At 71.4% G+C, this 17158-nt stretch carries 17 protein-coding genes; 13 read left to right on the top strand and 4 right to left on the bottom strand.

The window, feature by feature from the left end; translation table 11 throughout:
- Positions 1-22: 22 nt before the first annotated feature.
- The 3 genes from H5965_RS40390 to H5965_RS40380 all read left to right on the top strand — a co-directional run bounded on the left by H5965_RS40390 (position 23) and on the right by H5965_RS40380 (position 3532).
- Positions 23-1264, top strand: coding sequence for an aminotransferase class I/II-fold pyridoxal phosphate-dependent enzyme (locus H5965_RS40390; protein ID WP_310976346.1), 1242 nt, complete (start codon positions 23-25; stop codon positions 1262-1264).
- Between the two features lie 116 nt (positions 1265-1380).
- Entirely contained in the window at positions 1381-2358 is a 978-nt protein-coding gene (locus H5965_RS40385) for a ferritin-like domain-containing protein (RefSeq protein ID WP_310976345.1), read from the top strand.
- Between the two features lie 67 nt (positions 2359-2425).
- Complete coding sequence (locus tag H5965_RS40380; protein ID WP_310976344.1) at positions 2426-3532, top strand: FAD-dependent monooxygenase; 1107 nt, start codon at positions 2426-2428, stop codon at positions 3530-3532.
- On the opposite strand, the gene H5965_RS40375 is transcribed toward H5965_RS40380, so the two are convergent.
- Positions 3522-4565, bottom strand: a complete 1044-nt coding sequence (locus H5965_RS40375; RefSeq protein ID WP_310976343.1) for a LacI family DNA-binding transcriptional regulator — start codon at positions 4563-4565, stop codon at positions 3522-3524. The genes H5965_RS40380 and H5965_RS40375 overlap by 11 nt on opposite strands.
- A gap of 160 nt (positions 4566-4725) precedes the next feature.
- Here H5965_RS40375 and H5965_RS40370 point away from each other — a divergent pair, with 160 nt between their 5' ends.
- The 4 genes from H5965_RS40370 to H5965_RS40355 are packed head-to-tail and all read left to right on the top strand — an operon-like array spanning position 4726 to position 9297.
- Positions 4726-6006, top strand: a complete 1281-nt coding sequence (locus H5965_RS40370) for an ABC transporter substrate-binding protein (protein ID WP_310976342.1) — start codon at positions 4726-4728, stop codon at positions 6004-6006.
- Positions 6006-6926, top strand: a complete 921-nt coding sequence (locus H5965_RS40365) for a sugar ABC transporter permease (RefSeq protein WP_310976341.1) — start codon at positions 6006-6008, stop codon at positions 6924-6926. Before H5965_RS40370 ends, H5965_RS40365 begins: the two co-directional genes overlap by 1 nt.
- An 8-nt stretch (positions 6927-6934) precedes the next feature.
- Positions 6935-7822: a carbohydrate ABC transporter permease gene (locus H5965_RS40360; protein WP_310976340.1), complete on the top strand. Its 888-nt coding sequence runs from the start codon at positions 6935-6937 to the stop codon at positions 7820-7822.
- A 17-nt stretch (positions 7823-7839) separates the two neighbouring features.
- Positions 7840-9297 (top strand): GH1 family beta-glucosidase, encoded by a 1458-nt coding sequence (locus H5965_RS40355; RefSeq protein ID WP_396136988.1) that lies wholly within the window; start codon positions 7840-7842, stop codon positions 9295-9297.
- Here the strand turns inward: H5965_RS40355 and H5965_RS40350 are convergent.
- The 3 genes from H5965_RS40350 to H5965_RS40340 form a co-directional block, all read right to left on the bottom strand.
- The gene (locus tag H5965_RS40350) at positions 9273-10025 is read right to left on the bottom strand and encodes a hypothetical protein (RefSeq protein ID WP_310976339.1); all 753 of its coding nucleotides are present in this window, start codon (positions 10023-10025) and stop codon (positions 9273-9275) included. The two genes, H5965_RS40355 and H5965_RS40350, sit on opposite strands and share 25 nt — an antisense overlap.
- Positions 10022-10369, bottom strand: a complete 348-nt coding sequence (locus H5965_RS40345; protein WP_310976338.1) for a hypothetical protein — start codon at positions 10367-10369, stop codon at positions 10022-10024. The genes H5965_RS40350 and H5965_RS40345 overlap by 4 nt, the downstream gene beginning before the upstream one ends.
- Before the next feature lie 129 nt (positions 10370-10498).
- Entirely contained in the window at positions 10499-12295 is a 1797-nt protein-coding gene (locus tag H5965_RS40340; RefSeq protein WP_310976337.1) for a long-chain fatty acid--CoA ligase, read from the bottom strand.
- A gap of 127 nt (positions 12296-12422) precedes the next feature.
- On the opposite strand from H5965_RS40340, the gene H5965_RS40335 reads away from it, so the two are divergent.
- From H5965_RS40335 to H5965_RS40310, 6 genes are read left to right on the top strand one after another with little or no spacing between them, the layout of a single operon-like run.
- Positions 12423-12833, top strand: a complete 411-nt coding sequence (locus H5965_RS40335) for a polyketide cyclase / dehydrase and lipid transport (RefSeq protein WP_310976336.1) — start codon at positions 12423-12425, stop codon at positions 12831-12833.
- A 10-nt stretch (positions 12834-12843) separates the two neighbouring features.
- On the top strand, positions 12844-13638 hold the full coding sequence (locus H5965_RS40330; RefSeq protein ID WP_310976335.1) for a metallophosphoesterase: 795 nt from the start codon (positions 12844-12846) through the stop codon (positions 13636-13638).
- 27 nt (positions 13639-13665) lie between these two features.
- Positions 13666-14100, top strand: a complete 435-nt coding sequence (locus H5965_RS40325; protein ID WP_310976334.1) for an SRPBCC family protein — start codon at positions 13666-13668, stop codon at positions 14098-14100.
- A 1-nt stretch (position 14101) separates the two neighbouring features.
- Entirely contained in the window at positions 14102-15229 is a 1128-nt protein-coding gene (locus tag H5965_RS40320) for an ArsA family ATPase (protein ID WP_310976333.1), read from the top strand.
- Complete coding sequence (locus tag H5965_RS40315) at positions 15226-15735, top strand: hypothetical protein (protein WP_310976332.1); 510 nt, start codon at positions 15226-15228, stop codon at positions 15733-15735. Before H5965_RS40320 ends, H5965_RS40315 begins: the two co-directional genes overlap by 4 nt.
- 15 nt (positions 15736-15750) lie before the next feature.
- Positions 15751-16689: an ROK family protein gene (locus H5965_RS40310; RefSeq protein ID WP_285993738.1), complete on the top strand. Its 939-nt coding sequence runs from the start codon at positions 15751-15753 to the stop codon at positions 16687-16689.
- Positions 16690-17158 lie beyond the last annotated feature (469 nt).

The raw sequence follows: 17158 nt of genomic DNA, 5'->3' as shown, positions 1-17158 counted from the left end.
CGGCGGGTTTAGCGTTGACGGCATGACCACTGCTTCCGTCGACGTCGACACGGCCCGCAGCGACTACGCGGCCCTGGTCGGCCGAGGCCTCTCCCTGGACATCACCCGCGGCAAGCCGTCCCCGCAGCAGCTCGACCTCTCGAACGCGCTGCTCTCCCTCCCGGGCGACGGCACCTTCAAGGCCGAGGACGGTACCGACGTCCGCAACTACGGCGGCCTCAACGGCCTGCCCGAGCTGCGCCGCATCTTCGCCGCCGCGCTGCAGGTGCCCGCCGGGCAGCTGCTCGCCGCCGGCAACTCGAGCCTCGAGCTGATGCACGACGCCGTCGTCCAGGCGCTGCTGAGCAAGCTGCCCGGCGCCGAGCGCCGCTGGGCCGACGAGCCGCAGGTGAAGTTCCTCGCCCCCGTCCCGGGCTACGACCGCCACTTCGCGCTCACCGAGCGCTTCGGCATCGAGCTCGTCCCGGTCGACATGACCGACGAGGGCCCCGACATGGACGCCGTCGAGACGCTGGTCGCCGAGGACCCCACCGTCAAGGGCATCTGGTGCGTGCCCAAGTACAGCAACCCCACCGGGGTCACGTTCAGTGACGACGTCGTGAAGCGGCTCGCCACCATGCGCACCGCGGCGCCGGACTTCCGGATCTTCTGGGACAACGCCTACGCCGTGCACCACCTCACCGACGACGAGCCGGAGCTGGCCGACCTCCTGGCCCTGGCCACCGAGGCCGGCAACGCCGACCGCGTGTTCGTCTTCGGTTCGACCTCGAAGATCACCCTCGCCGGCGCCGGCGTCGGCTTCTTCGGCGCGTCCGAGGCCAACCTCGCCTGGTGGACCGGCAACACCGGCAAGCGCACCATCGGCCCGGACAAGGTCAACCAGCTGCGCCACGCGCACTTCCTGAAGGACGAAGACGGCGTGCGCGCCCACATGCGCAAGCACGCCGAGATCATCGGCCCGAAGTTCGCGGCCGTCGACCGCATCCTCACCGAGGAGCTGGCCGACCTGGCGTCCTGGACCAAGCCGACCGGCGGGTACTTCATCACGCTCACCGTCCCGCAGGGCACCGCGAAGGAGGTCGTGCGGCTGGCGAAGGAAGCCGGGGTCGCGCTGACCCCCGCCGGGGCGACCCACCCGCACGGCAACGACCCGGCCGACGCCGTCATCCGGATCGCGCCGACCTTCCCGAAGCTCGAAGAGGTCGAAGAGGCCGTCCGCGCGCTCGCCGTGTGCGTCCGGCTCGCCGTCGCGCAGCGCGGCTGACCTGGGCAAACGCAAGTCGATCAAAATTTTTCCCGTTTTGACCGAGCCGGGGGACGCCCAGGTACGTATGACCGGTGGGTGAGGTGGACGAACTCGTCACGAGAGGACGTCCCCCGGTGTTCGGAAAACGCTACACAGAGCAGCTGATCGAGCGCAGCGCGGAGAACGCGACCGACCGCCGCCGCTTCCTCAAGGCTGCGGGAGCGGCGGGGCTCGGCGTCGCGGGTGCCGGCGCGCTCGGCACGGCGCTGTCGCTGGGCCTCGGCTCGGCCGGTGCCACCTCGCAGTACGGCGCGCAGGGAGGTGACGCGGGGAAGGAGGCGGCGAGTGACGCCGCGGTGCTGAACTTCGCGCTGAACCTCGAGTACCTCGAGGCCAACCTGTACTCCTTCGCCGCGTACGGCTACGGGCTGAACGAGAAGTACGTCAACGGCGTCGGCAACCTCGGCAAAGTCTCCGGCGGGCACGGCGTCAAGTTCAAGAGCGAGCACACCAAGCAGATCGTCCAGGAGATCGCCGGCGACGAGGTCGCCCACGTGAACTTCCTGCGCAAGGCGCTGGACAAGGCCGCCGTCGCGCAGCCGGAGATCGACTTCCAGAACAGCTTCACCGCGGCCATGCAGGCGGCCGGGGTGATCCAGAAGGGTCAGACGTTCGACCCGTTCGGCAGCGAGAACAACTTCCTGCTCGCCGCCTACCTGTTCGAAGACGTCGGCGTGTCGGCCTACAAGGGCGCGGCGCCGCTGGTGAACAACAAGACGTTCCTCGACGCGGCCGCGGGCATCCTGGCCGTCGAGGCCTACCACGCCGGGATCATCCGGTCCGCCCTGTTCGAGCGGGGCCTCGGCGACGTCACGAACAAGATGTCCGACGCCCGCGACAGCCTCGACGGCAAGGCCGACGACGACGAAGGCGTCATCAAGAACGGCAAGGCGAACCTCGTCCCGGCCGACGCCAACGGCATCGCGTTCGGGCGCTCCGCCGAGCGCGTGCTCAACATCGCGTACCTCAACCCGGACAAGGTGTCCTCGGGTGGCTTCTACCCGCGCGGCCTGAACGGCGACATCGCCACCAGCGGTGCGAAGGAGAAGTAGGCACCGCGTGCCGCCGTCACGGTAACGTCAACGGCGGCGGCACGCGGAGTCGACGGGGGGACGCGAAGTGCGGGTACTGGTCGCGGGTGGCGGGATCTCGGGCACGGTCACGGCGATGGCGCTGAAGCTCGCCGGGCACGAGCCGATCGTGTACGAGGCCTACCCCGCCGGTGGGGACGACATCGGCGCGTTCCTCACGATCATGCACAACGGCATGGACGCCCTGCGCGCGATCGGCGCCGACCGGCCGGTGATCGACGCCTCCTTCGCGGCGTACGGCGTCGAGCTCGTCGCCCCGAACGGGGAGACCGTCGGGCGGCGCGAGTTCGACACCGAAGGCCTCGACGGGCCCCGCACCCTGACCCGCGCCACGCTCTACCGCGTCCTGCAGGACGAGGCCACGCGCCGCGGGGTCCCGCTGGAGCGCGGTCGCCGCCTGGTGAGCGCCCGGTCCGGCCCGGGCGGGATCACGGCGGAGTTCGCCGACGGCACCACCGCGACCGGCGACGTCCTCGTCGGCGCGGACGGCCTCCGCTCGGTCGTCCGGCGGCTGATCGACCCGGCCGCCGACGAGCCCCGCTACACCGGGCTGACCGTCGTCTACGGCTACACGCGGGCGGGCGGGCTGCCCGCCGCGCCGGGGATCTACCGGATGGTCCGCGGCAGCCGGGCCGCCTTCGGGTTCACCACGGACACCGGCGGCGCCACCTTCTGGTTCGCCCGCATCCCGGACGCCGAGCGGCCGCGCGAGGAGATCGCGGCGGTCACCCCGGCGGGCTGGCGCGAGTTCGCCCACGCGGCCTTCGACGGCGATCCGTTGCCGTGTGCGGACATCGTCGCGGCCACCGGGGACGAGGTCTTCGGCGGGCACTCGTACGACGTCCCGGAGACCCGCGTCTGGTCGACGCCCGAGATGGTCCTGACGGGCGACGCCGCCCACGCCGCGTCCCCGGCCGCGGGCCAGGGCGCGTCGATGGCCCTGGAGGACAGCGTCGTGCTGGCGCAGTGCCTGCGCGACCTCCCGGACCCGGCCGCGGCTTTCGCCGCGTACGAGGGGTTGAGGCGGGAGCGCGTCGAGAAGCTGGTGAAGGCGAGCGCGGGTGGCGACGTCGGCGAGGAGCGCGGCTGGCTGTACTCGCACCACATCGACTGGGACGCGAAGATCACCGTCTAGCGCCGCAGGAATCGCGGACGACCAGTTTCGTCGGCAGCAGCACCGGTTCCGGGGTCGTCGCGTTCTCGAGCATCGCCAGGAGCGCCCCCGCCGCCGCCGTGCCGAAGCCCGGTTTGTCCTGGGCCACCGTCGTCAGGGCCGGGTCGACCAGGGACGCCACCTCGATGTCGTCGAAGCCGACCACGGCCAGGTCCGCCGGCACCCTCAGCCCGGCCGCGCGGGCCGCCAGCAGGGCACCCACCGCCATCTCGTCGCTGGCCGCGAACACCGCCGTCGGCGGCTCCTTGCGGGCCAGCAGCCGGCGCATGCCGACGAAGCCGCTCTCGCGGTAGAAGTCACCTCCGACCACGAGATCCTCCGACACCGGGAGGCCGGCTTCGGCCAGCCCGCGCCGGTAGCCCTCGGTGCGCGCGGTCGCCGGCGCGTTGCCGCGGGGGCCGGTGATCGTCGCGATCCGGCGGTGGCCGAGGGCGGCCAGGTGGCGGACCGCTTCCGCCGCGCCCCCGGCGTTGTCCGACGTCACGTGCGTGGCCCGCGGCCCGGACAGGGCGACGTCCAGCGCGACGCACGGCAGCCCGGACTGGGCGAACGCGGTGAACGCGTCGGCGTCCGTCCCGCTGTCGATGAGCACCAGCCCGGCCAGGTGGTGTCTTCGGGTCATGCTCACGTAGCCGATCGGATCGGCCAGTGACACGCCGGGGTGGCGGTCGCGCGCGTCGTCGCTCGTCGCGAGCAGCAGCAGGTGGTAGCCGTGCGAACTCAGCGCGGATTTGAGGCCCAGCAACAGGTCCTGCAGGAACGGGTGCCGCCAGCCGGGCCGCCGGTGGTCGGTGTCCCAGACCAGCCCGACCATCGCCGACTGCTGCCGCGACAGCGCGCGCGCCGACTCGTTCGGCGAGAAATCGAGGTCCCGCGCCACGCGTTCGACGCGTTCGCGCGTGGTCGCGCTGACCGTGGCCGGGCGGTTGAACACCCGCGACACGGTGGCGACGGAAACCCCGCAGAGCTGCGCGACCTCGCGGGCAGTGACCATGTCGATCTCCGTTCTTGTAACCGGTTACATCTGTAGCACACGACGTCTGGCAGCGTAAACGCCAGCCCTGGTTATCATTTCGTTACTTGACGAAAGGGTGTTGGGAGCGCTCTCATGGGTCCCGCGTTTTCCGACCGGCCCGCAGAACAACGGAGATCTCATGCGCCCGAAAACGAGAAACCGCCGGATCCGCCTGCTCGCCGGGGTGGGTGCCGCCCTGGTCGCGCTCACCGCGGTGAGCGCGTGCGGCGACAGCGGCGCCGCCGGCGGCAAGGTCAAGCTGAGCCTCGGCCTGTTCGGCAACTTCGGCTATACCGACCTGATCAAGGAGTACCAGGCGGCGCACCCGGACATCGAGATCACCGAGCGGACCGCCGCCTACTCCGACCACCACAAGAACCTCGCCGCGCACCTGGCCACCGGCGCCGGCGCCGCGGACATCGAGGCCATCGACACCGGCTACGTCGCCCAGTTCAAGGCGACGCCGGACAAGTTCGTCGACCTCAACACCGTCGGCGGGGACAAGCTCAAGGACCGCTGGCTCGGCTGGAAGTGGGCCGCGTCGCTGGGCAAGGGCGGGCAGCAGATCGGCTACGGCACCGACGTCGGCGGCCTGGCCATCTGCTACCGCCGTGACATGTTCAAGACCGCCGGGCTGCCCGAGGACCGCGACGCCGTCTCCGCGCTCTGGCCGACCTGGCAGGCGTTCTTCGAGACGGGCAAGCGCTTCCAGGCCCAGGCACCCCAGGGCGTCAAGTTCATGGACGGCGGCCCGACCGTGCTCAACGCCATCGTCGGCCAGGCCCCGCAGGGCTACTACGACCAGAACGACCAGATCATCGTGGGCAGCAACCCGGCGCTGCGCCAGGGCTGGGACCTCGTGGTCGACGCGGTCAAGGCGAACCTGAGCGCCGGCCTGCTCTACAGCACGCCGCAGTGGAACACCGGCTTCACCCAGGGCCAGTTCGCGACCGTCACCTGCCCGGCGTGGATGATGACCAAGATCAAGGACCAGGCGCCGGACACCGCGGGCAAGTGGGACGTCGCGGCCGTGCCGGGTGGCGGCGGCAACTGGGGCGGCTCGTACCTGACCGTGCCCAAGCAGGGCAAGCACACCAAGGAAGCGGCCGACCTCGCCGCCTGGCTGACCGCGCCCGAGCAGCAGGCGAAGGTGTTCACCAGCAAGGGGCTGCTGCCCTCGGTGCCGTCGCTCTACGACGACCCGAAGATCACCGGCTACACCAATGCCTTCTTCAACAACGCACCCGTGGGCAAGGTCTTCACCGACGCGGCGAAGAAGCTGAACCCGCAGTACCAGGGCCCGAAGGCCGGTGACGTGCAGACCGAGTTCGGCAACGCGATGCAGCGCGTCGAGCAGGGCAAGCAGGACGGCCCGGCGGCGTGGCAGCAGCTGGTCGGTGACGTCGCGAAGATCAAGTAATGGCACTCACCTTCGCCGAGCGGCGGCAGAAGTGGGACGTCAAGCTGTCGCCGTTCGGCTTCATCAGCCCGTACTTCCTCATCTTCGGCGTCTTCGGGCTGTTCCCGCTGGTGTACACGGCGGTCGTGTCGCTGCAGAAGCGGAACCTGATCGACGCCGAGGGTGCGCAGTTCATCGGGTTCGGCAACTACGAGCAGCTGCTGTTCCACGACCCGTACTTCTGGAACTCGATGGGGAACACGGTCAGCCTGTGGCTGCTGACCACGATCCCGCAGATCCTGTTCGCGCTGGGCATCGCGCACCTGCTCAACCGGCGGCTGCGCGGGCGGATGTTCTTCCGGATGGGGATGATCCTGCCGAACATCACCTCGGTGGCGGCGGTGACGATCATCTTCGCGCAGCTGTTCGGCCGGGACTTCGGCCTGGTCAACTGGGTGCTGAGCTGGTTCGGTGCCGGTCAGGTCGACTGGCAGGCCGGCACGGCCAGCTCGCACACGGCCATCGCGGCGATGGTCGTGTGGCGCTGGACCGGCTACCACGCGCTGATCTTCCTGGCGTCGATGCAGGCGATCCCGTCGAGCATGTACGAGGCCGCCACCCTCGACGGGGCCAAGGGGTGGCAGCAGTTCTGGCGGATCACCGTGCCGCTGCTGCGGCCGCAGATCATCTTCTCGACGGTGATCGCGACGACCGGGAACATGCGGCTGCTGGCCGAGCCGCTGCTGTTCAACCCGGGCACGGCGGCCGCCACCGGCGGCTCGGACCGGCAGTTCCAGACCGCCGCGCTCTACCTCTACGAACAGGGCTTCGCCAAGTACGACTTCGGCTACAGCTCGGCGATCGCGCTGATCCTGGCCGTGGCCACGATGCTCGTCGCGGGCCTGTCGTACCTGGTGACCCGGCGGATATCGACGGACTGAGGAGCGACATGACCACCGTGCTGACCCCGGCGGCCTCCGCGCCGCCGGCCGCCTCACCCGGGCGGCTGCGGCGGATCTCCAGGCGGGTCGCGAGCCCGTGGACCTACGCCGCGCTGATCGCGATCCTGGCCGGCTCGGCGTTCCCGGTCTACTGGTCGTTCGTCGTCTCCTCGCAGACGACGGAGGCGGTCGGGAAGGTGCCGCCGGTCCTGGTGCCGGGCGGGCACCTGTTCGAGAACATCGCCCGCGTCTTCGACGAGACGGATTTCGCGCTGGCGCTCGGCAATTCGCTCATCGTCGCGGGCACGATCACCGTGTCGGTGGTGCTGTTCTCGACGCTGGCCGGGTTCGCCTTCGCCAAGATGCGCTTCCGCGGGCGGACGGCGCTGCTGCTCGTCGTGGTCGCCACCCAGGCGATCCCGACCGAGCTCGGCGTCGTCCCGCTGTACATGATGATGGCCGACTTCGGGTGGGCCGGGCAGCTGCAGGCGGTGATCGTGCCCGGCCTGGTCACCGCGTTCGGCGTGTTCTTCATGCGCCAGTACTTCGAACGCGCGTTGCCGCTGGAGCTGCTGGAGGCCGGCCGGATGGACGGCTGCGGCTCGCTGCGGCTGTTCTGGCACGTGGCCCTGCCGGCCGCCCGCCCGGCCGCGGCGGTGCTCGGGCTGTTCACCTTCATGCAGGCCTGGAACGACTTCTTCTGGCCGCTGGTGGTGCTGGTGCCGGAGAACCCGACCGTCCAAACCGCACTGTCCACACTGGCCAGTGGCTACACCACCGATTACACGCTCGTGCTCACCGCCGCCACCATCGGCACCGTCCCCGTCCTGATCGTGTTCCTGCTGTTCGGCCGCCAGATCGTCGGCGGCATCATGCAGGGCGCGCTCAAGGGCTGACCCCTCCGGAGTTGACCGTGACCAGCAGTGACAACTGGGGCTTCACCCCGGGCCGGGGGCTTCGCCACCCGGACCCCCGAAATGAGAGGTTCCCGCCCGCCTTCCGCTGGGGCGTCGCGACTTCGGCGTTCCAGATCGAGGGCGCCACGACCGCCGACGGCCGTGGACCGTCCATCTGGGACACGTTCGCGGCGGTCCCCGGCGCGGTGGCCGGCGGCCACACCGGAGAACCGGCGGCCGACCACTACCACCGCTGGGAGGCGGACCTCGACCTGCTCGCCGAGCTGGGCGTCGACAGCTACCGGTTTTCGGTGTCCTGGCCCCGGATCCAGCCGTCCGGCCAGGGTGCGCCGGAACGCCGGGGCCTGGCCTTCTACCGGCGGCTGGCGGAAGGCCTGCGGGAGCGGGGGATCGAGCCGTTCCTGACGCTCTACCACTGGGACCTGCCCCAGGCCCTGGAGGACGAGGGCGGCTGGCGGTCCCGCGACACGGCGTACCGGTTCGCCGAGTACGCGGCGCTGGTGCACCAGGAACTGGGCGACGTCGTCGACTTCTGGACGACGCTGAACGAGCCGTACCCGTGCGCGGTGGCCGGGTACGGCGAAGGCCGCCACGCGCCGGGGGCGCGGGAGGGACACGGCGCGCTGGCGGCCGCCCACCACCTGCTGCTCGGGCACGGCCTGGCGGTCCGGGCGATGTGCGAGCGGGCGGCGCTGCCCCACCAGTTCGGCATCGTCCTCAACCAGTCACCGGCGGTCCCGGTGACGGACTCGCCGGCGGACACGGCGGCGGCGGCCCGGCAGGACACGTTGCTGCGCAGGCAGTTCACCGACCCCCTGTTCGGCGGCCGCTACGCCCCGGGCCTGACGGCGATGTTCGACGGCGTCTCGGACTTCTCGTTCCGCCGCGAAGAGGACCTGGAGATCATCGCGGCGCCCCTGGACTACCTGGGCGTGAACTACTACTACCGGGTGCACGTGGCGGACGCCCCCCACCGCGAGCCGGACCCGGCACTGCGAACGGTGGCGGACATCGGCGTGGACACCACCCGCCTGCCGGACGTCCCGCGCACGGGCATGGGCTGGCCGGTCGAGCCGGAGGGCCTGACGGAAGCCCTGGTCGGCCTGCACAACCGCTACCCGGGCCTGCCACCGGTGTACGTCACGGAGAACGGGTGCGTGTACACCGACCGGAGCGACTTCGCGGACTACGAACGAATCAGCTTCCTGAGCGAGCACATCGAGGCGGCCCGCACCGCGGCGGCGGCGGGGGTGGACCTGCGCGGCTACTTCTGCTGGTCGCTGCTGGACAACTTCGAGTGGGCACACGGCTACAAGCACCGGTTCGGCTTGATCCACGTGGACTACGAGACGCAAGCGCGCACACCGAGGTCGAGTTACCGCTGGTACCGCGACTTCATCGCGGCCCAGCACATCCCGGGTGGTGCTGATCAGGCAGGCAGCTCGAGGTCGTGATCGACGACGGTGGCCTGGCCGGCCACGCCGTTGGGCGAGGGATTCCACGGGGGTCGAGCCAGTTCCGCTTCCACGGTGCGGGCGCGCCTCATCCGGGCGGCATGGTTCCATCCCGTCACGTACTCGCCGGAGGCATCGCGGTACTGGTACATGCGCAACGCGTCGGCAGCGAGCCCATCCGGCATCCACCGCGCCAGGGTGTTGTGTCCTTGGTACCGCCGGGTTTGCGGGTCTCGCCGGTAGAAGTACGGTTGGTAGACCTTGGCGGCCCGGACCTGGAAGTGGCCCGCGTTCCAGCTCTCGTTCTCCCCGGCCTTGAACAGGTCCTTGGACAAGAAGCCGAGCAGGCCGCCGGCCAGCAACCCGATGCCGTAAGCCAGGCTCTTCGAGTCGAAGTGTTCGGATACCCAGGCAACCACGTTGACCGTCGTGGCCAGCAGGGCCACGGCCGCGCAGACCAATGTCGCCAGTTCGCATTCCGCCAAGAAGACCAGGCGTGCCGGTTTCTCGGCGACCCGGCGGCGGCAGACGGCGATGACCGCGGTCATCGTCAGGACAACGGCGAGCGCGGCCGATCCGAGCACCCATCGGAGCTCGGCGGTGCCGGCCGCCAGGCCGAGGGAAGCGGCCGCGATGAGCATGAGGGCGGGCCGGGCCGCTCGCCAGAGGCTGGCGCCCGAGAAGAGTCCGGTTTGGCGCGCGTACGGAGTGGGGGTGGTCATCGTCATCGCGGGTGCGGCGGCCGGTGAGCGCAGATCCAGTTGTCGGGCGGCGGCGGTACATTCGTGAAGGTCGACTCCGGGAATTCGTCGCGGCAAATGGTTCCCGCCGCTGCTGCACGCAAGAAGCCTTCGGCCATTCGCATGTAGTAGACCGGGCTTCCCGGGGTGGTCGGCCAGTCCGCCGGAACTTCGACGCCGGCCTCTTTGCTGGTCAGTCCCAGATCGGTCCCGGCGGCCTCGAGCTCCTGCCGTTGGTCGACGAGGTCTTCCAGCGTCGCCTCGGCCCGGATCCGGACCGCCGCGACGGCCGGCGCGGAGAACGCAGAGGACGAGGGATCCCAGTCGGTCACGGAAACGGAAAGCTCGGTCCTGGCGTGACCATGGTGCAATCATCATTGCCGCAAAGTCGTGATCCGAAAAGCAGCGAAGGCCGTCTTGACGGATTCAGAATTCGTCAAGACAGCCTTCGCTGAGATCGACTACTTCTTGTACAGGCCCTCGATGTCGTTCGCGTAGTTCTTCGAAACCACGTTCCGCTTCAGCTTCAGGCTCGGCGTGATCTCGCCACCGGCCTCGGTGAAGTCGTTCGCCAGCACGGTGAACTTCTTGATCGCCTCGGCCTTGGACACCGACTTGTTCGCCTCGTCCACCGCGGCCTGGATCTCCGCGAGGAGGTCCGGGTCCGCGGCCAGGTCCGCCACCGAAGCGCCGGCCGGCTTGCCGTGCTGGGACTTCCACGACGGGAAGTACTCCTCGTCCACCGTGACCAGGGCCGCGATGAACGGGCGCTGGTCGCCGACCACCATCGCCTGGCTGACCAGCGGGCACGCCTTGATCGTGTCCTCGAGGCCGGACGGGGCGACGTTCTTGCCGCCCGCCGTCACGATGATCTCCTTCTTGCGGCCGGTGATCTTGAGGAAGCCGTCCGCGTCCAGCTCGCCCAGGTCGCCCGTGTGGAACCAGCCGTCGGTGAGCGCTTCCTTGGTGGCCTGCGGGTTGTTGTAGTACGCCCGGAACACGACGTCGCCCTTGAGCAGCACTTCGCCGTCGCCGGCGATGCGGACCGACGTGCCGTTGACCGGCTTGCCGACCGTGCCCACGCGGAACGCCGTCTGCGTGTTGACGTTCGCCGCCGCGGACGTCTCGGTCAGGCCGTAGCCCTCGAACACCGGGACGCCGATGCCGCGGAAGAAGTGCGCCAGGCGCGCTCCCAGCGGGGCGCCGCCGGACACCGCCGCCACACAACGGCCACCGAGGGCCGCGCGCAGCTTGCCGTAGACCAGCTTGTCGAACGCCAGGTGCTTCAGCTTCAGCCCGAGCCCGGCCCCGCCGGAGTCCTGGGCCTCGCTGTAGGCGACCGCGGTGGCCTCGGCGGCGTCGAAGATCTTGCCCTTGCCCTCGCTGTGCGCCTTCTGCTTCGCCGAGTTGTAGACCTTCTCGAACACGCGCGGCACCGCGACGACGAACGTCGGCCGGAACGTGCCCAGGTCGGCGACCAGGTTCTTGACGTCCGGGGTGTGCCCGAGGGTGACGCGGGCGGTCAGCGCGGTGACGGCGATCGCGCGGGCCAGCACGTGGGCCAGCGGCAGGAACACCAGCAGCGAGTTGCCCTGCTCCATCAGCTGCGGGAACGCCTCGATGTCGGCGCGGATCTCGGCCAGCAGGTTGCGGTGGGTCAGCTCGACGCCCTTGGGGCGGCCGGTGGTGCCCGAGGTGTAGACGATGGTGGCCAGCTCGTCCGCGGTCACCTCGCGGCGGCGGTCGTGCAGCTCGTCGTCCGAGAGCGACGCGCCCAGGGCCGACAGCTCTTCGACGGCGGGGGAGTCGCCCTCGATCTGCCAGGTGTTGGCCAGCTCGGTGAGCCGGTCCCGGACCTCGTCGACCGCCGCGGCGTGGGCGGTCGTCTCGACGAAGACGCCCTTGGCGGCCGAGTCGGAGAGGATCCAGTGCACCTGCTCCGGGGAGGACGTGTCGTAGATGGGCACGGTGACCGCGCCGGCCGCCCAGATCGCGAAGTCGATCAGCGTCCACTCGTAGCGGGTCTTCGACATGATCGCGACGCGGTCGCCGCGGCCGATCCCGGCCTTGGCCATGCCCTTGGCCACGGCCAGCACCTCGGCCGCGAACTCCTTGGCGGTCACGTCCAGCCAGCTGCCCTCGACCTGGCGGCGGAAGCTCACCACGTCGGAGAACCGCTCGGCGTTCGCCCAGACGACGTCGGACATGTTTTCGTCGTCGGCCACCGGCTTGCCGGCGGGAGCGCTGTATTCGCGCACGTGGACCTCCGTGTTCAACGCGTGCGGCAGGTGACACCGCTGTTACCCGCCAGTCAACTTAGCGTGGTGAGCACCTTAAGACCATGCTGATCGCCGCCGCGAGGCGAGGCCGTGACATTCTTCGCACGTGAACGCGCCACCCTCACTCGACATCGTCGACGAGACGTTCCTCGCCGTTCCGCCGGCCACCGTGGCCGCGGTCTTCGCCGAGCCGGCCTCCTGGCGGCGCTACTGGCCCGACCTGGTCCTCGAGGTCTACACCGACCGGGGCGACAAGGGCCTGCGCTGGACCGTGACGGGTGCCCTCGTCGGTACCATGGAGGTCTGGCTCGAGCCGGTGCTCGACGGCACCCTGCTGCACTACTTCCTGCGGGCGACCCCCGCCGACGCGGCCGGGGCACCCCGTGCGCTGGCGCCACGCGACCTGCGGCGGGAGTTCGACCGGCGGGCCCGCGCGGCCAAGGCGATCGCGCTCGGGCTCAAGGAGATCCTGGAGGACGGCCGCGAGCCCGGCGTCCCTCCGCGCGGCGAGAACTAGGGGAGCACGGGTGCGGGTACACGTCGTCTCGGACGTGCACGGCAACGCCGACGCGCTCAAGCGCGCCGGGGACGGGGCCGACGCCCTGGTCGTGCTCGGCGACCTGATCGACTTCGTCGACTACCACGACCACGAAAAAGGCATCATGGGCGCCCTGTTCGGCGCGGAGAAGGTCGGCGAGTTCGCCCGCCTGCGCCGCGAGGGCACCCGTGACGAAACCGTTGCCTTCTCGCGCACGCTCTGGGCGACCCTCGACGACCCGGGCGCCGCGGTCGACGAAGCCGTCCGCGCCCAGTACGCGACGCTGTTCGCGGCGATGACCGCGCCCACCTACGCCACCCCCGGCAACGTCGACACCCCGGCGCTGTGGCCGGAGTTCACCGGCGAGGGCGTGCACGTGCTCGACGGCGAGGTGGCCGAGATCGGCGGCCTGCGGTTCGGGTTCGTCGGCGGCGCGCTGCTGCCCGACGGCGTCGTCCCGCGGCCCCGCAAGGGCGCCGCCTGGCGTCCCTACCTGCGGGTTCGCGAGGACTACGACGCGAGCGTCGCCGCGCTCACCGACGTCGACGTCCTCTGCACGCACGGTCCGCCGGCCCTGCCGGAGCTGACCTACGACGTCGTGGCGCGCCGCAGCGAGATCGGCTCGACGGCGCTGCTGGCGCTGATCCGGGCCCAGCGGCCGCGCTGGTCGGTGTTCGGGCACGTGCACCAGCCCCTGGCCGCCCGCGCCCGGGTCGGCCTGACCGAGTGCCGTAACGTGGGTCACTTCAAGGAGACCGGGCAGCCCTACGTGCTGCGCTGGTGACCAAGCGCGGCGGCTACGCTTCGACCCATGGCCGAGCAGTCCACACAGTCCATCGAGGTCGACGCCGAGCCCAGCCGGGTGATGGCCGTGATCGCCGACTTCCCCGCGTACCCGGAATGGGCCAAGGCCGTCCGGCAGACCGAGGTCCTCGACACCGACGGCGAGGGCCGGGCCAAGCAGGTCAAGCTGACCTTGGACGCGGGCCCGATCAAGGACGTCTACACCCTCGAGTACGACTGGGACGACGACGGCCTCGGCGTCAGCTGGCACCTGGTCAAGGGCCAGATGCAGAAGGCGCAGAACGGCCGCTACGCGCTGGCCGACCTCGGCGGCCGGACGCGGGTCACCTACACGCTGTCGGTCGAGCTGGCGCTGCCGATGATCGGCCTGCTGCGCCGCAAGGCCGAGAAGATGGTCATGGACACCGCGCTGAAGGAGCTGAAGAAGCGGGCCGAGGGCTAGCGTGCGGATCCTGCTGTGCACCGGCAAGGGGGGTGTCGGGAAGACCACGCTGGCCGCGGCCACCGGCGCCGCCCTCGCCGCCCGCGGCAGGAAGACCCTCGTCGTGTCCACCGACCCGGCGCACTCGCTGGGTGACGCCTTCGCACGTCCCCTCGGCGCCGAACCGTCCGAAGTGGACTCGCTGCTGTCCGGCGTGCAGGTCGATTCGCGCACCTTGGTGGACGCCACCTGGGAAGGGCTGCGCGGCGAGCTGCGGGCGGTGCTGGCCGGCGCGGGGCTCGACACGCTGGACGCCGAAGAGCTCACCGTGCTGCCCGGGGTCGACGAGCTGCTCGCCCTCACGGAGGTCCGGCGGCTGGCCGAGGACGGGCCGTGGGAGACCGTCGTCGTCGACTGCGGGCCGACGGCCGAGACGCTGCGGCTGCTCGCCCTCCCCGAAGCCGTCTCCGGCTACCTGACCCGCGTGTTCGGCGGCCGCGTCAGCGAGCCGATCCGACGGCTCGGTGCCCACCTCGACGGCCTGCGCGCCCTGCTCACCGATCCGTCGGTGACGACCGTCCGGCTGGTCCTCACGCCGGAGCGGGTGGTCGTCGCCGAGGCGCGGCGCACGCTCAGCTCCCTGGCCCTGCGCGGCATCGCCGTCGACGGCCTGATCGCCAACCGGCTGATGCCCGCGCCCGGCATCTGGCGCGGCGGCGCCGCGTCCTGGCTGCGCACGCGCCGGACGCAGCAGGACGCCGTGCTCGCCGAGCTCGCCGCGGCCGGGATCGCGCCGATCGCCCGCGTGGAGCACCGCGCCGTCGAGCCGGTCGGGCTGCCCGCGCTGCTGGAGATCGCCGCCGAGCTCTACCGCGGCGAAGACCCCCTCGCGGGCAACGGCACGCCCGTCACCCCGCTGCTGCGCGTGCGGCCCGCCACCGGCGGGTACACCCTGCGCGTCGCGATCCCGCTCGCGCGGGACGCCGAGGTCGACCTCGCCCGCGTCGACGACGACCTGGCGATCACCGTGGACGGCTTCCGCAGGCTCATCGCCCTGCCGGAGCCGCTGCGGCCGTGCCGGATCACCGGCGCGGAATCCGACGCCGACGGCCTGGTCGTGCACCTGGCCGGGAACCGGGGACGCGGGTGAGCGAAGAGGAACACGGGCCGCGGCTGGCGGAGGAGATCCGCCTGCTCGCCGAGATGGTCGCGGAGAAGGCGGCGCCGTGGCTCGAAGGGGTGCTTGCCGCTGGGCACGGCAGCTTTTCGGGGGTTCCGGGTGGCGGAGCCCCCGGCCCGGGGCGCAGCCCCGGTGATTACAGCAGCTTTTCGGGGGTTCCGGGTGGCGGAGCCCCCGGCCCCGGTGATCACGCCACCCCTGACGAGGCGAAACCGGCCGGTTCGGCGTGCGGCTGGTGCCCGCTGTGTGCGATCGTCGCGGTGGTGCGGGGGGAACGGCCCGAGCTGGTCGCGCGGCTGGCCGAGCAGCTCGCGCAGCTGGTCGCCCTGCTGCGCGCGGTGCTCGCGGACCGCTGGGAGCCGCAAGAAGGCGTGCACATGCCCGGGTTCCGGCCCGCGCCGCGGCCCGCGGACCCGCGGACCTCGCCGCGGGTGCAGCACATCGCCGTCCGCCGGCGCGACGAGTGGGAGAGCTGAGTGCGGACGATAGGGGTGGACGTCGGCGGGACGAGCATCCGGGCCGGCGTGGTGGACGAACGCGGCTCCCTGCTCGACACGGCCAGGGTCGCGACGCCGACCGAGGAGGGCGCCCTCGAGGACGCCATCGCCGGGGTCGTCGAGGACCTGCGCAACCGCCACGACGTGGCCGGGGTCGGGCTGGCGGTGGCCGGCTTCGTGGCCCGCGACCGCCGATCGGTGATGTTCGCGCCGCACCTGGCCTGGCGCGGCGCCCCGGTCGCGGACCGGATCGAAAAGCGCGTCGGCCTGCCGGTGCTGCTGGAGCACGACGTCAATTCGGCGATCGTAGGCGAGCACCGCTTCGGCGCGGCCCGCGGCGCCCAGGTGGCGGCGCTGGTGGCCCTGGGAACGGGCATCGGCGCGGGGCTGCTGCTGGACGGCAAGCTGTACCGGGGCGCGTACGGCGTGGCGCCGGAGCTGGGCCACCTGACGGTGGTCCGCGGCGGGCGGCCGTGCCCGTGCGGCAAGTACGGCTGCTGGGAGCGGTACTGCAGCGGAACGGCCCTGGCGGCGACGGCGGTGGAGCTCCTGGCCCGGCACCCGGGCCGCTCGACGGTGCTGGCCCCCCAGGTGGCGGGCGACCCGGGTTCGGTGACGGGCCGCCGGGTGGCCGGAGCGGCCCGCGACGGCGACCCGATCGCCCAGCTGGCGATGGCCGAGCTGGCCAAGTGGCTCGGCGAGGGCCTGGCCCTGGTGGCGGACGTGTTCGACCCGGAGATCATCGTGATCGGCGGGGGAGTGTCGGAGTCGGCGCCGTTGTTCCTGGACGAGGCCCGCGAGCACTACGCGGGCACGATCACGGGGGCGCGGCACCGCCCGCTGGCCCGGATCAGGACGGCCCACCTGGGCGACGACACGGCGATCGTCGGAGCGGCCGCGCTGGCCCTGGAGGCGGCGAAGACCCCGGTCTGATCTTGTGGACGGCGACCGCTGCGGGCGCTCTGCTCGCGCGGAACTGTCGGTGGTCCCCGGTAGCGTGGAAGTCGGGGGGCGGGCCCGCGGGGGATGGCGCGGCAGCATGACGTGGCGGGCGGTGCGCTCGATCAGGGTGCCGATGGCGACCGGTCGTGCTCGGGCCGGGCGGCGGCCCGCTCGTGGGCGGCGTGGGGCTGGCCGGTCCCGCCGCGGTGCAGCTCCCGGATGATCGTCGGCACCAACCCCTGGAGGGTGTGGCGGGCCCGTGTCACCCGCCCCCCGATCGGGTACCCGATAGCCGGCCCGGGGAGGGAGCGCGCATGCCGGGGGACGTGTGGATCGGGATCGGAGGCGCGGCGCTGATGGCGGCCGGCGTCCTGCTGCGGCGGAAGGTGCGCGGCCGGCGGGCGAAGCTGCTCCCGGCCGGGCTGGTGATCTTCGGCTGGATGCTGGTCGGGCAGTTCCT

It is taken from the genome of Amycolatopsis sp. 505 (assembly GCF_031625235.1).
Lineage (GTDB): Bacteria > Actinomycetota > Actinomycetes > Mycobacteriales > Pseudonocardiaceae > Amycolatopsis.
The sequence above is the reverse complement of the archived record's forward strand: the minus strand, read 5'-3'. Positions and strand labels throughout refer to the sequence as shown.

What these genes read in the sequence shown, in the direction of transcription:
- H5965_RS40390 (WP_310976346.1), top strand. Translation starts at nt 23, where the DNA reads ATGACCACTGCTTCCGTCGACGTCGACACGGCCCGCAGCGACTACGCG.
- H5965_RS40375 (WP_310976343.1), bottom strand. Translation starts at nt 4,565, where the DNA reads ATGGTCACTGCCCGCGAGGTCGCGCAGCTCTGCGGGGTTTCCGTCGCC.
- H5965_RS40370 (WP_310976342.1), top strand. Translation starts at nt 4,726, where the DNA reads ATGCGCCCGAAAACGAGAAACCGCCGGATCCGCCTGCTCGCCGGGGTG.
- H5965_RS40365 (WP_310976341.1), top strand. Translation starts at nt 6,006, where the DNA reads ATGGCACTCACCTTCGCCGAGCGGCGGCAGAAGTGGGACGTCAAGCTG.
- H5965_RS40360 (WP_310976340.1), top strand. Translation starts at nt 6,935, where the DNA reads ATGACCACCGTGCTGACCCCGGCGGCCTCCGCGCCGCCGGCCGCCTCA.
- H5965_RS40350 (WP_310976339.1), bottom strand. Translation starts at nt 10,025, where the DNA reads ATGACGATGACCACCCCCACTCCGTACGCGCGCCAAACCGGACTCTTC.
- H5965_RS40325 (WP_310976334.1), top strand. Translation starts at nt 13,666, where the DNA reads ATGGCCGAGCAGTCCACACAGTCCATCGAGGTCGACGCCGAGCCCAGC.